The sequence below is a fragment of the Lysinibacillus sp. GW823-FHT06C08 genome (genome assembly GCF_058795135.1).
Window position 1 is genome coordinate 751,951 of the sequence record NZ_JBXAHN010000001.1, and the last position, 14,252, is coordinate 766,202.

Genomic DNA, 14,252 nt, shown 5'->3' on the forward strand with positions numbered 1-14,252 from the left:
GATGGCGCAAGGCCAAATAAGAAAAGCGTTAAGCGGTTATTATTATGTTTATGATGGTCATCAGCTTATTCAATGCCGAGGACGTGGGGTCTTTCGCAATCGTGGAGAATCCCCGCTTGTCGGTGATATTGTAGAATATTCATTGGAAACAGAAGGATCGGATGGCACTATTCAAAAGATTTTAGAACGTCAAAATGAATTAGTTAGGCCGCCAATTGCCAATATTGATCAGGGTATCTTGGTTTTTTCTGTAAAAGAGCCTAATTTCAATACGATATTACTCGATCGCTTTTTAGTTGTTTTAGAATCATTCCATGTACACCCTATTATTTGTCTAACAAAAATGGATTTACTAGAAAATAACGAACATGAGGAATTACAGCGTTATATCGCTGATTACGAAAATATGGGCTATACCGTTCTTCAAACTTATAAAGATGAAGAAGAATTAGTGGAAAGATTACAGCCTATATTAAAGGGAAAAACAACTGTGCTAGCAGGCCAATCTGGTGTTGGAAAATCAACATTACTAAATACATTAATTCCTGAATTGAATTTAAAAACAGGAATTATCTCACAGAGCCTAGGACGTGGAAAACATACGACGCGTCACGTTGAGCTAATTGAGGTCTGTGATGGTTTATTGGCAGATACGCCTGGTTTCAGTTCGTTTGATTTTGATGAAATTGAGAAAGAAGAATTAGGCGCATGTTTTCCAGAAATGATTAGAGTAGCGGATCATTGTAAATTCAGAGGCTGTTTACATATGAAAGAGCCCAAATGTGCAGTCAAGGCGTCCGTAGAGACAGGGGAAATTCGTGACTACCGCTACAAGCATTATGAACAATTTATGCAAGAAATTATGGATCGAAAGCCGAGGTATTAATGATGATACAAATAGCACCATCAATTTTAGCAGCGAATTTTGCAAAATTAGGAGAAGAAGTAAAAGAAGTAGAGCAAGCGGGTGCAAAACTAATTCATATAGATGTGATGGATGGTCATTTTGTGCCGAATATTTCATTTGGCTCAATCGTATTGGATGCTATCCGTCCATTAACAGATTTACCATTAGATGTACATTTAATGATTGAAAACCCAGATCAGTATATTGAACAGTTTGCTCAAGCTGGAGCAGACTATATTACCGTACATGTTGAAGCTTGTCGTCACCTACATCGTACAATTCAATTAATCCGTTCGTATGGTATAAAGGCGGGTGTCGTTTTAAATCCACATACACCGATAGAATCTATCCAGCATGTTCTTGAAGATATCGATATGGTTTTATTAATGACTGTCAATCCAGGGTTCGGCGGACAAAAATTCATTCATTCGGTTGTGCCTAAAATCGAGGCTTTATCTTCACTGATTAAAGAGCGTGGATTGGACATCGCCATTGAAATTGACGGTGGCATTACAGCCGAAACGATTGTTCCATGTGCACAGGCAGGAGCGACGATTTTTGTGGCAGGATCAGCCATCTATAGTAAAGAGGATCGAACAGCTGCGCTTCAAGAAATTTTAGCGGCTGGTGAGGCAGCGATTAACGGATGACGACAGTCGTTGTTTGTGCAGGTGGTCCAAAACAAGAGCTGTGTTCATTCACATCGTTTCAATTACAACAGGATGTAGTGTTTATTGGCGCAGATCGTGGTGCTTTATATTTAATAGAGCAGGGGATTACGCCACATGCAATTGTTGGAGATTTTGATTCTTTATCAGAAGAAGAATATCAGCGGGTGATGGCGCGGACAAATGATCAACAACGTTTTCAAGAAGAGAAAAATGAAACAGATACGGATTTGGCCTTGCTTAAAGCATTTACGTATGCACCAGAAGAAATTATTTTGACAGGTGTTACGGGAGGGCGTCTAGATCATTATGAGGCAGCTGTTCGTTCTATATATCGTTTACAAAAAGAGCATCCACACATTGTATTGAAGATTATTAATCATACAAATATGTTACAATTTTTATTGCCGGGTACACATCCTATTTATGCAGATAACCGATATCGGTACTTATCCTTCTTTGCTCATGAAGAGCCGATAAAAGATGTGACATTAAGGCAAGTGAAATATGAAACGACGAAAGAAGAAATTTCTTTAGGAACATCCCGATTTACAAGTAATGAAATAATAGGAACTTCAGGGTCTATATCTTTCTCAAGAGGCATATGTTTAATGATAAGAAGCATAGATTAGCGTAAGGGGGAGAGAGTCCTGAAAGTATATACGTTCCAATTGCCGAAATTCGTTAGTAGTATTACGCGCACGTGTATTAACCTATTTAAAAAAGATAAGAAAGTAAAAAAATCCGACTAATAGTAGTCGGATTTTTTCATTCTTTGCTATATGTAGATTTTTACTGCAGTAATCATTCTATAACCAAAGAAAAAAATCGATTTACGCTCAAAGCGAAATCGATTTTTTAGAAGCGTCGATTAAACGCGCTCGATTTTACCTGATTTTAATGCACGAGCAGAAACCCATACACGTTTTGGTTTACCGTCAACTAAGATACGAACTTTTTGAAGGTTAGCACCCCAAGTACGTTTGTTAGCGTTCATAGCGTGGGAACGGTTGTTACCAGTACGAGCTTTACGTCCAGTGATTACACATTGTTTTGGCATGTTGTATTCCCTCCTTACTGTTGATGCTGAAAGATTATTATATTTCAGTTCGGTATTTCACATACCATAATAATTTAACATACGATGGCGTTCAGTGCAACAGTTTTCACATAACCTTTCAAGAAAAAAACCTTTACAGGCAAAATTGATGAACAAAAATAGATTTTCTTTGAAGGAATCAGTTCTTCTAATATTTTCCTCGATAACCGAGTTTCAGTGAGACGCGTTTGCCGGTATTAACCAAACGTTCAATGAGTGTTAGAATGTGCTCTTGAGAAACATTAAAGCTGACAAAACCGATGCTTACTGCTCCTATTACTTCACCAAAACCATCTAAAACGGAAACGGCAATGGAGGAAGTACCAGCCGTTCGTTCTCCGTGACTAATCGCATAACCTTGTTGTCGAATTTGACGAAGTTGCTCCTCCAGTTCAGGCATTTCATCTTGCGTTACTAGTTGTTCTAATATTTCTTTCGATTGTGCGTCAGACATAGAGGCGAGAATGGCCTTATTGGCTGCTCCAATATGTAGAGGTATACGAATGCCCAGCTGGTCATAAATACGAATTGGATTGGCAGCGCTATCTATTCTTTCAATAATAATCGTGTCTAAACCTGCTGGCTTACTTAAATAGACACTTTCCTCAACATCTCTTGCTAATCGCTCTAGCTCTGGTCGGATTTTGCTAATATAATCCATCGTATCATAGACTTGCAAGCCGAGTTCCATCCAAATGGTCCCGAGTCGATAATGTTTAGTTTGTTCATCTTGCTCAATCATTCCTTGATTAATCATCGCTTTTAAAATTCTATGTAAAGTACTTAGAGGTAAATCACATTTTGTAGAAAGCTCCGAAATGGACAAGCTACTGTCATTTGCTTCAGAAGCTAAAACCTTCGCAATAGTCATAGCCCGCTCTAATAATTGCATTTGTCCTACCTCCTTTTCTCCTATTTTATTTTTATTCTCCATCTACGTCTAGTTCCAATCTTACTGAGACCATGAGTTCATTGAATACAAAAAGAAAGAGAATACCCTTTTAGAAAAATTCAGACTTAATTCAACAGGGCTTACTGAGAGTGGTTTGAGAAGAAAATGAAAAATAAAAAGTTTTCTAAATATATTGACAGTATAACATAAAACGCATATATTTTTCATATAAACTTTCCTCTAAACGGAAACGTTTTCCACTACACGGAAAAGGAGTGAAGGGAATGCATTATTGCTCGTCGATGTATACACCTTTAAAACACGTAATAGTAAAACATCCAAAAGATGCTTTTCGAAGTCAGAAACATCTTAGTGATGAATGGAAAACTTTTAACTACTTATCTGAGCCCAACTTTGAAGAAGCATTAAAGGAATATGCAGAATTTGTTGAGATTCTTAAGAAGTATGTTGACACAATTGATTATCTACCACTTTCAGATGAGGTAGGGTTGGACTCGCTTTATGCCCATGATCCAGTCAAATTTACGCCGAAGGGTGCCATTTTATTAAAGTCTGGAAAAAAATTAAGACAGCCAGAAGCTTCCATCTACAAAGAATTTTTAAAGGACAAGGGTATTTCCATAATCGGAGAACTCACTGGAGATGCAGTAGCAGATGGTGGAGACATTGTTTGGTTAGATGATCGAACACTTGCTGTTGGGAGAGGTTATCGAACAAATGATGAGGCCATTCGTCAGCTAAAAGAAATGACAGCTGAAATGGTAGATGAATTTATAGTGGTACAGCTACCACATGATTTAGGTGAAGCTGAATGCTTACATCTTATGTCTTTCATTAGTATGGTTGATAAAGATTTAGCAGTTGTACATTCCCGTTTAATGCCTGTATTTTTCCGCCAATTACTAGTGGAAAGAGGTATTCAGTTAGTGGAAGTGCCAAAGGATGAATACGATACACTTGGCTGTAATGTGTTAGCGCTTGCACCTAGAGTTTGTGTTCTTCCTGAAGGAAACACGGTCACAAAACAGCAACTAATCGAAGCTGGTGCAACGGTATTTGAATATAAAGGTCAACAAATTTCTGTGTTAGGAACAGGCGGGCCTACATGTCTGACTTGTCCTGTAATAAGAGCATAAAAGGAGAGAAAAGAAATGTTTAAAAATGTTATTGTTAAAAATCCAGGAAATAGTTTTGTAAACGGTTTAACAACTAGTGATTTAGGAAAACCGATTTTAGAGAAATTATACGAGCAGCATGACAAGTATGTAGAAGCTTTAAAAAAATGTGAGGTTGAAGTAACACAATTACCAGCGAATGAGGCATTTCCTGACTCAACATTTGTAGAGGATACGGCAGTTTTAACACCAGAATTTGCTATCATTTCAAATCCAGGAGCTGCTGCCCGTAACCGGGAAATTGAAGATATCGAACCTGCTGTAAAGCAATTCTACGATAAAATTTATTATATAAAAGGATCTGGAACGCTTGATGGAGGGGACATATTACAGGCTGAAAAGAAATTTTATGTAGGAATTTCAGATCGTACAAATGAAGAAGGGGCACAACAATTTAAGGAAATCGTTGAACAAGAGGGGTATGAGGCGACGATTATCCCATTAAAAGAATTCTTCCATTTAAAAACGGGTATTGCTTATGTAGGAGACAATCGTATGGTGCTAGCTGGTGAGTTCGTAGATCATCCGGCATTTGAATCCTATGAAAAAATTATTATTCCAAAGGAAGATGAATATTCTGCTAACTGTATTCAAGTCAATGATTATATTATTATTCCAGCAGGATACCCGGACACAAATCGTAAATTACTCGATCTAGGTTATCAAACGATTGAACTTGAAATGTCCGAATTTAGAAAACATGATGGTGGCTTAAGCTGCTTATCATTACGTTTTTAAGTAATACTACTTGAACCCAATCAATTTTAAAAAAATAAATTGGTTGGGTGCTTTCGTTATTTGTATATCAGAATATTCAATATATTCACATTATATGGGAGGGATGGATGAATGTTGGATAAAGGGGATCAAGTTCACAATCAACAATTAAACCGTTCAATGAAAAGTCGTCACTTATTAATGCTTTCACTTGGGGGGGTTATCGGAACAGGGTTATTTTTAAATGTAGGCTATACCATTAATCAAGCGGGTCCAGGTGGAGCACTTATTGGTTATTTATTTGGTGGGTTAATTTTATTTATGGTAATGAACTGTCTAGGGGAATTAGCTGTTTACATGCCTGTTACTGGTTCCTTTCAAACATATGCTACACGTTTCATTAGCCCCTCAGCCGGATTTTCATTAGGCTGGATGTACTTTGTCGGTTCAGCAGCGACAGCGGGTGTTGAGTTCACAGCTGCCGGAATTTTAATGCAGCATTGGTTTCCAGATATCCCTATTTGGATATGGTGTGCTGTATTTATGGTTCTTTTATTTGTCTTAAATGCTTTAACTACAAAGGGGTTTGCTGAAGCAGAATTTTGGTTTGCGAGTATTAAAGTAGTCGCAGTTATTGCCTTTATTATAATAGGTGGGGCTGCTATTTTTGGTATGATACCGTTAGCAGATCGTCCAACACCTCATCTCACAAATTTAGCACCTTCTGGCTTATTCCCAGCAGGTATTACCATTATTTTTGTGACGATGATGAATGTTATTTTCTCTTATCAGGGGTCAGAGCTTGTGGGAATTGCAGCCGGTGAAACCGAAAATCCAGAAAAAAATATTCCAAGAGCTATCCGGACAATACTTTTTAGAATTATTGTTTTTTATATTGCTTCTATTATTGTATTATCAGCCATCTTCCCATCATCAGAGCTTGGTCTAATGGAGAGTCCATTTGTGACGTTGATGAATTTAGCGGGTGTTCCCTATGCAGCTGGTATCATGAATTTTGTTATTTTAACCGCGATTCTATCCGTTGGTAATTCATGTTTGTATGCGTCAACTCGTTTATTGTTCTCGATGTCTCATGAGGGAATGGCACCAAAATTATTTGGTCGTCTTACTAAAAATAAAGTGCCTCTAAATGCACTGATCTTTACGATGGTTTTCTCACTCTTATCATTACTAACAAGTGTGATGGAAGCAGATGCGGTATTTGTTTTATTAATGTCGGTTGCAGGAATATCTGTCACGATTTCATGGATGGGGATTTGTGCTTCTCAATTAATGTTCCGCTATCGTTATATTAAGTCGGGTGGAAATTTAGCAGATTTAAAGTTTAAGACACCTTTATTTCCATTAATACCTATATTTTGTATTTTCTTTTGTTTAGTGATTTTGATTTTTTTAGCATTTGATCCAACCCAAAGAATTGGCCTATTGTATGGCATTGGCTTCTTTATTGCTTGTATGATTTTTTATCGCTTGAAATTAAAAAAAGCACCTATGGCAACTACAGATACCAAAAATGAAGAGTCACTAGATATTCGTTAAGAACCTTTAACGAATGAGATTTAAAGGAGAATTTTTATGGATAATTATATGTGGAATACACCAGAAAAACTGCGAGCACTACTATGTGAAATTGTCAGCTGGGACAGTAGAACATTGACTGAGGGTGAAAATGAATTTGCCTATAAATTGAAAAATAAATTGATGGCGCTTCCATATTTTAATAAGCATCCTGAGTTGATCGAATTGCATGAAGCAGGTCTAGGAAGAAACGCTGTAACAGCATTATATAAACATCCTACAGCAACCAACACAGTAGTGCTAATTAGTCACTTTGATACAGTGCATACTGAAGAATATGGAGAATTAGAGCCTCTAGCTGTTTTCCCTGAGGAATTGACTAAAAAGCTTATGGAGCCTAAGTACAAAAAGGATTTACCAGAAGCTGCTAGATTGGATTTGGAATCAGGCAATTATTTGTTTGGTCGTGGCACAATGGATATGAAAATGGGACTGGCATTACACATGCAGCTAATTGAAAAAGCAAGCTTCGAGCAATGGCCAATTAATCTGATTTTAACAGCGGTTCCCGATGAAGAAGTAAATTCAGCGGGAATGAGAGCTGCTGTAGTGGAGCTTGTAAGAATACGAGAACAGTATGATTTAACGTATCAATTATTTTTAAATAGTGAACCGTCTTTTTCACAAGGACCATCTGATACGAATGAATATATTTATTCAGGCACCATTGGTAAGATAATGCCCGCCGCACTGTTTTATGGGAAGGAAACACATGTCGGTGAACCTTTAAAAGGAATGACAGCTAATTTCATTGCTTCTTATATGACACAGCATATGGAGTGGAATCCTCTTTTCCGTGAAACAGATTTAGGAGAGAGTACACCACTACCAGTCTCTTTACAGCTAAAAGATTTAAAAATGGAATACTCTACACAAACGCCATATCGTGCTGCGGCTCTTTACAATGTATTTTTATTAAAACGTACAGCAGCAGAAGTGATGGATATATTTGAACAGGTCGCATTCGAAGCAATGACGGCTTGTAATCAACAGTATGTGCAAATTTGTAAACGAGAAAAAGTACAAGGTGTTGGGACAGTCAAAGTATTGCGATATGAAGCTCTCTTAGAACATGCCATCCGGAAACTGGGAGCTGCCGAAGTCGATTCTATCAAATCTCAAGTTCTTCAGCATAGTACGTGGGATGACCGTGAAAAGTCAATACGCATTGTTGATCAGCTTATGATACGTTGTCAGGAATTAGCACCAGCTACTGTCCTGTTATATGCTCCACCTTATTACCCGGCTATTAATTCATCCAATCATCCACTTATTATAAAATCGATTGAATTAATGAAGAAAACGGCGCAAACATTCGATGTTGAGGTGGAGCAAATCCATTATTTTAATGGAATTTGTGATTTAAGCTATGTGAACTATACAGATGAATCAGATGAATGGTTAGCCTTCGAACGCAATACACCTGTATGGGGGGAAACGTATAGTATCCCATTTAAAGAAATGACCGCTTTACAAGGGCCGGTCTTAAATGTAGGACCATTTGGTAAGGATGCGCATCAAAAAACAGAAAGATTACATGTGGATAGTGCCTTTAAAGAAATGCCAGTTATGATCGATACCCTTATAAAAAGTTTAATTTAATGCAATATAAAGTTGATGCTTTCATAGTATCAACTTTTTTTATCTAGAATTGACTGTGATGTTTAAGATTAATAAAGAGAGGCCATATAGGCATGTGTCCTAATAAGATTTTGATGTAAGGGCATATATAATTAGGCTATGAGCTTGCTGACCGAGCGTTATACGTCATAACACAATTAGGCGGAAATAAATTTTATTGTAAGAACGCCATTTTTGATGAATTCATAAATACGTCGATTTAAAGTCACAAAACGTTGCTACATAGCCTTTCTTTACCCCCTTAGGTTGCTTAAATTACAACGAAAGTGTTACAATATAGTTTAGTCAAAAAGAGCCAAGGGGGCATTTCTATGTCAATTGAATTAAACAGTGAATTCGGCCAAATTGATATTTCAACAGATGTACTTGCACAAATTGCTGGTGGTGCTGCTGTAGAATGCTACGGGATTGTTGGCATGGCATCTAAACATCAAATTCGTGATGGTCTAACTGATATTTTACGTAAAGAAAACTTCGCAAAAGGTGTTGTGATTCGACAACAAGACGACGATTTACATATTGATATGTACATTATTGTTAGTTACGGGACAAAAATTTCGGAAGTTGCTTACCAAGTACAGTCGAAAGTGAAATATACAGTAGATAAAACATTGGGTATGAGCGTAAAATCTGTCAATATCTTTGTACAGGGCGTTCGTGTAGCGAATTAAGAGGAGGAACTAAATCGAATGCAGTCTTTAGACGGTATAAAGTTTGCAGAAATGGTACAAATGGGTGCGCATCACCTATTCCAAAATGCAAATTATGTAGATTCATTAAATGTTTTCCCGGTACCGGATGGTGACACAGGGACAAATATGAACTTATCGATGACATCTGGTGCAAAGGAAACGGAGCTTTATGCTTCAGAGCATATTGGTAAAACGGCACAGGCCTTATCAAAAGGTTTATTAATGGGTGCGCGTGGAAATTCAGGTGTAATTCTATCACAATTATTCCGTGGATTTGGGAAATTCATTGAAAAAGAAGCAACAATTGATGCAAAAGGTTTTGCAGGTGCCTTCCAAGCTGGGGTAGATACAGCATATAAAGCCGTTATGAAACCTGTCGAAGGAACTATTTTAACGGTTGCTCGAGAAGCGGCGAAAAAAGGCGTAGAAGTGGCAGAAACTGAAACCGATATCATTGCGGTTATGGAAGCTTTTACTGCAGAGGCAAAGGCATCGCTAGATCGAACACCGGATTTACTACCTGTTTTAAAAGAGGTAGGGGTTGTCGATAGTGGTGGCCAAGGATTATTGTTTGTATATGAAGGGTTTTTAGCTTCTTTAAAAGGAGAGCCTCTCCCAGAAAAAAATGATGCGACATTAGATGATTTAATCAATGCAGAGCATCATAGAGCTCAAGACTTTATGAATACTGAAGATATTGAATTCGGCTATTGTACAGAAATAATGGTGCGTTTAGAAGATGGGAAAGAGCCATTTAATGAGGAGCAATTCCGTCAAGAATTAAGTCCTTTAGGTGATTCGTTACTTGTTATTTCAGATGAAGAAATTGCCAAGGTTCATATCCATTCTGAGCAACCAGGCTCTGTTTTATCAATTGGACAAAAATATGGTAGTCTTATGAAAATAAAAGTCGATAATATGCGTGAACAACATTCAGCTATCGTCGGTGAAGAACATAAGGCACCTACGACAACGAAAAAATTAGAAAAACATCCCTATGCTATTGTAACAATTGCGATGGGGGAGGGTGTTGCAGGTTTATTGCGTTCGATCGGTGCATCTTATGTCATTGAAGGTGGCCAAACGATGAACCCTTCAACAGAAGATATCGTTAAAGCAGTACAAGAAATTGGTGCAGAAAAAGTTTTAATTCTACCTAATAATAAAAATATAGTGATGGCTGCAGAGCAAGCTGTTGAGCTTTTAGAAATTGAAGCAGCAGTTGTCCCAACGAAGACAATTCCGCAAGGGATGGCTGCGATTTTAGCGTTTAATCCTGAAGCGGCTGTAGACTTAAATAAAAAGACAATGACGGATGCATTTGCAAATGTAAAAACAGGTCAGGTAACTTATGCTGTGCGTGATACATCTATTGATGGTGTTGAAATCCATAAAGATGATTTTATGGCGTTAGCAGAAGGAAAAATTGTCCTTTCTACACCAGCTTTAAAAGATGCAGCTGAAAAAGTAATCGTTGATTTAGTTGATGAGGATGCTGAAATTGTAACAGTCATTTATGGAGAGGATACAACTGAACAAGATGCTACAGAGTTAGTAGCATTCATTGAGAAGAACTATCCAGACGTAGAAGTTGAATTATTTAATGGAAAACAAGGGTTATACCCATATATTATTTCGGTAGAATAATTACATGCTACTTTGCTATTCCGTAAAGAAAGCAGTGCACAAAATGTGTACTGCTTTTGTTTATGCTACAAAGAGAGTATTATCTATATTTAGTCGGAAACATACGTACTATTCATAGTTGAATGTACGTATGTAGAGGATATAAAAAATTGGAAATATTGGAATATCAATAATTTTCATTATGTGTGCACAGGGTATGGACAATGTAAAACATATCACGATTGGCTACAAATTATAGTAGTGGTAATTTTCTGAAAGCTGACAAATTAAATACTTTACTTTTGTGGTAACTATCAAGCATGATATAAGTAAATATAAATATTATTATAGGAATAGAATAGAGGGGTGTTTGTATGAAATTTACTTCGGTTTTTGATATTATTGGGCCAGTCATGATTGGGCCTTCCTCCTCTCATACGGCAGGGGCAGCTCGTATCGGACGAGTTGCAAGGGATTTATTTGGTAGACAACCTAAATGGGCGAAAATTCATTTATATGGTTCGTTCGCAGAAACGTATAGAGGGCATGGGACAGATGTTGCAATCATTGGGGGCTTATTGAACTACGATACATTTGATGATCGTATTAAAACGGCATTTGAAGATGCAGAAAAAGCAGGGTTGGAATATGAATTTATTCCAGAAACAGCTAATACGGAGCATCCAAATACGGCACGTCTAGTTATTGGAGACGATGAAGGAGAAATGTCTGTCGTCGGTATTTCTATTGGTGGCGGTAAAATAGAAGTAAGTGAAGTAAATGGCTTTAAATTGCGTTTAACAGGTGGCATGCCAGCGATTCTTGTCGTACATGATGACCGTGCTGGCTGCATAGCGAACGTAGCCAATTGCTTAGCGATGCACGAAGTTAATATTGGACATATGGAAGTATCACGTATAGAACGAGGTTTAACGGCTTTAATGGTTATTGAAGTCGATCAAAATATAGAAGACAAAGTACTACAGCAGATTTCATTAATCCCATATATTACAAAAGTATCAAAGATTAATAACTAAGGGGGTGTCCCAAGATGGACGTTTTATTTCATAATGTTCGCGAGCTTGTGGAACGAGCAGAACAGGAAGATAAATTAATATCAGAAATTATGATTGAACAGGAAATGTTGATAACTGGCAGAACACGAGAAGAAATCATTCAACAAATGGATCGAAACCTAACGGTGATGGAAGAAGCGGTAGAACGCGGCTTACAAGGTGTACAATCTGTTACAGGTTTAACAGGTGGGGACGCCGTATTACTTCAAAATTACATTGCACAAGGAAAATCACTATCAGGTGATTTATTATTAGATGCAGTAAGTAAAGCGGTTGCAACCAATGAAGTCAATGCAGCAATGGGAACAATTTGTGCAACGCCAACAGCAGGTTCAGCTGGGGTTGTACCTGGAACACTTTTTGCGGTAAAAAATAAATTAAATCCAACTCGTGAGCAAATGATTCGTTATTTATTTACATCAGGTGCATTTGGCTTTGTTGTGGCTAATAATGCTTCCATCTCAGGTGCTGAAGGTGGCTGCCAAGCAGAGGTTGGTTCAGCGGCAGGTATGGCAGCGGCAGCTATCGTTGAGATGGCTGGTGGAACACCGCAACAATGTTCAGAAGCATTTGCGATTACGTTAAAAAATATGCTTGGCCTTGTTTGTGATCCAGTAGCAGGCTTAGTGGAAGTACCATGTGTTAAACGGAATGCTATGGGCGCTGCTAACTCTCTTGTAGCAGCAGATATGGCGCTTGCAGGTGTGACAAGCCGAATTCCATGTGATGAAGTAATTGGAGCGATGTATCGCATAGGACAATCTATGAGTCCAAACCTGAAAGAGACGGCACGCGGTGGTTTAGCAGCAACGCCAACAGGTAAGGCAATTAGTAAAGCCATTCTCGAAAATGGTGGATTACAAAGTATTAAGGCAATTCAATAAAAATGAAGAAACATGCTATCTGAATAGGTAGCATGTTTTTATGTTGATTGATATCTTAATGAAAAGAAAAACCCTCTTACGTACATAGTCGATTTAAGTATAATTAAATTTTAATAAGGAAAAAATATTTATCTTAATTTATAGCAGGGATGTGAATAGAGATGGATTTACGTAATTTGAAAACGTTTCATGTTGTTTCAACTTACCTCAACTTTACAAAAGCGGCTCAAATTTTAAATTATAGCCAGCCTACAATTAGCCAACAGATTAAAGCGTTAGAAGAAGAATTAGGGCATATCTTAATTAATCGAATAGGCAAGAAAATGTTTCTTTCTCAAGTAGGAAAAATAGTAAAGGAACATACAGATCAATTATTTGGGATTATTGAAGAAATGGAACAGGATTTGAAGAATTTTGAAAAGCCATTTGGCCATTTGACAATCGCTGCACCAGAATTTTATTGTGGCTATTATTTATCCCATATTATTGGCTCGTTTTTAAAACAGTACCCTCAGGTAAACCTAAAACTTCTTTGTGCCAATAGTAAAGAAACAGCCAAACTTGTGAGTTCAAATCAAGCAGATATAGGTTTTATAGCTGGATACCCTAGTTACGCTGGTGTAGAGGGGATTTTATTGGAGGAAGAGGATTTGGTATTGGTTGGAAATCCGCTTATTATAAAGGATCGTACTGTGCAGGAAATATTCGATGATTATCCCTTTATAACCTATGGTATGGATGACTGTATTGTCAGTTGCCTTCAAGAAATTCAGTGTAAGCCCCAAACGATAGTGGAATTTGGAAGCGAGGAAGCAATTAAGCGAGCAGTAATGGAACAAGTAGGTCTAGCCTTGCTGAGTGATATTATTATTCAAAAAGAGGTAAGCAAAGGGAGTCTTCAAGTTCTTTACCGATTTCCTAAAAAGTTACCTACTTATTTAATCTTTCCTCAAAATGCTAAAACATTTAGTAATGTAAGTACTTTTATTGATTTAGTTAAAGATACATGGAAAACAATTTAAATGGTTTGTATATGAAAAGAATGTTGCAGCCTGGTGAAATCGCAGGAATGTAATGTTCTTTTTATTTGTAATTTTTTTGATGTATCCCGATGAATTTATATGTAAATTTATCAATAGTAACTATTCGAAATAGTAATTTTTTATTTTTTTTTTAATCAATTACAATGAAGAAGACGGAAATTTCAAAAAAAGGGGATGGCTTTTTATGTTGGAGAGATGCGATATGCATTGAT

Annotated in this window: 15 protein-coding genes; 13 read left to right on the forward strand and 2 right to left on the reverse strand. The window is 37.3% G+C overall.

What is annotated here, in order from left to right; genetic code table 11:
• Window position 1 precedes the first annotated feature (1 nt).
• The 4 genes from rsgA to spoVM are packed head-to-tail and all read left to right on the forward strand — an operon-like array spanning window position 2 to window position 2,327.
• Window positions 2-886, forward strand: coding sequence for a ribosome small subunit-dependent GTPase A (rsgA, locus tag AC1Q6O_RS03420; RefSeq protein ID WP_008173764.1), 885 nt, complete (start codon window positions 2-4; stop codon window positions 884-886).
• Between the two features lie 2 nt (window positions 887-888).
• On the forward strand, window positions 889-1,557 hold the full coding sequence (rpe, locus tag AC1Q6O_RS03425) for a ribulose-phosphate 3-epimerase (protein WP_043989656.1): 669 nt from the start codon (window positions 889-891) through the stop codon (window positions 1,555-1,557).
• Window positions 1,554-2,207, forward strand: coding sequence for a thiamine diphosphokinase (locus AC1Q6O_RS03430; RefSeq protein WP_008173760.1), 654 nt, complete (start codon window positions 1,554-1,556; stop codon window positions 2,205-2,207). The genes rpe and AC1Q6O_RS03430 overlap by 4 nt, the downstream gene beginning before the upstream one ends.
• A gap of 18 nt (window positions 2,208-2,225) precedes the next feature.
• The gene (gene spoVM / locus AC1Q6O_RS03435; protein ID WP_099805045.1) at window positions 2,226-2,327 is read left to right on the forward strand and encodes a stage V sporulation protein SpoVM; all 102 of its coding nucleotides are present in this window, start codon (window positions 2,226-2,228) and stop codon (window positions 2,325-2,327) included.
• A gap of 119 nt (window positions 2,328-2,446) precedes the next feature.
• Here spoVM and rpmB read toward each other — a convergent pair whose 3' ends face one another.
• Together rpmB and AC1Q6O_RS03445 are read right to left on the reverse strand one after the other, a co-directional pair.
• Window positions 2,447-2,635, reverse strand: coding sequence for a 50S ribosomal protein L28 (rpmB, locus tag AC1Q6O_RS03440; protein WP_004227417.1), 189 nt, complete (start codon window positions 2,633-2,635; stop codon window positions 2,447-2,449).
• Between the two features lie 187 nt (window positions 2,636-2,822).
• Window positions 2,823-3,566, reverse strand: coding sequence for an IclR family transcriptional regulator (locus tag AC1Q6O_RS03445; RefSeq protein WP_043989654.1), 744 nt, complete (start codon window positions 3,564-3,566; stop codon window positions 2,823-2,825).
• A 284-nt stretch (window positions 3,567-3,850) separates the two neighbouring features.
• On the opposite strand from AC1Q6O_RS03445, the gene AC1Q6O_RS03450 reads away from it, so the two are divergent.
• From AC1Q6O_RS03450 to AC1Q6O_RS03490, 9 genes are all read left to right on the forward strand, one after another.
• The gene (locus AC1Q6O_RS03450; protein WP_089985303.1) at window positions 3,851-4,723 is read left to right on the forward strand and encodes a dimethylarginine dimethylaminohydrolase family protein; all 873 of its coding nucleotides are present in this window, start codon (window positions 3,851-3,853) and stop codon (window positions 4,721-4,723) included.
• A gap of 15 nt (window positions 4,724-4,738) precedes the next feature.
• Complete coding sequence (locus tag AC1Q6O_RS03455; RefSeq protein WP_008173746.1) at window positions 4,739-5,500, forward strand: dimethylarginine dimethylaminohydrolase family protein; 762 nt, start codon at window positions 4,739-4,741, stop codon at window positions 5,498-5,500.
• Between the two features lie 111 nt (window positions 5,501-5,611).
• On the forward strand, window positions 5,612-7,039 hold the full coding sequence (locus tag AC1Q6O_RS03460) for an amino acid permease (protein ID WP_008173745.1): 1,428 nt from the start codon (window positions 5,612-5,614) through the stop codon (window positions 7,037-7,039).
• A 36-nt stretch (window positions 7,040-7,075) separates the two neighbouring features.
• Window positions 7,076-8,680 (forward strand): M20/M25/M40 family metallo-hydrolase, encoded by a 1,605-nt coding sequence (locus AC1Q6O_RS03465; protein ID WP_089985305.1) that lies wholly within the window; start codon window positions 7,076-7,078, stop codon window positions 8,678-8,680.
• A gap of 350 nt (window positions 8,681-9,030) precedes the next feature.
• On the forward strand, window positions 9,031-9,390 hold the full coding sequence (locus tag AC1Q6O_RS03470; protein ID WP_008173742.1) for an Asp23/Gls24 family envelope stress response protein: 360 nt from the start codon (window positions 9,031-9,033) through the stop codon (window positions 9,388-9,390).
• Between the two features lie 18 nt (window positions 9,391-9,408).
• Entirely contained in the window at window positions 9,409-11,058 is a 1,650-nt protein-coding gene (locus tag AC1Q6O_RS03475; RefSeq protein ID WP_089985306.1) for a DAK2 domain-containing protein, read from the forward strand.
• A gap of 353 nt (window positions 11,059-11,411) precedes the next feature.
• A complete protein-coding gene (sdaAB, locus tag AC1Q6O_RS03480; RefSeq protein WP_008173738.1) occupies window positions 11,412-12,074 on the forward strand; it encodes an L-serine ammonia-lyase, iron-sulfur-dependent subunit beta in 663 nt (220 codons plus the stop codon).
• A gap of 14 nt (window positions 12,075-12,088) precedes the next feature.
• A complete protein-coding gene (gene sdaAA / locus AC1Q6O_RS03485) occupies window positions 12,089-12,997 on the forward strand; it encodes an L-serine ammonia-lyase, iron-sulfur-dependent, subunit alpha (protein ID WP_008173736.1) in 909 nt (302 codons plus the stop codon).
• A gap of 161 nt (window positions 12,998-13,158) precedes the next feature.
• Window positions 13,159-14,019, forward strand: coding sequence for a LysR family transcriptional regulator (locus tag AC1Q6O_RS03490; protein ID WP_089985308.1), 861 nt, complete (start codon window positions 13,159-13,161; stop codon window positions 14,017-14,019).
• The last annotated feature ends 233 nt before the right edge of the window (window positions 14,020-14,252 follow it).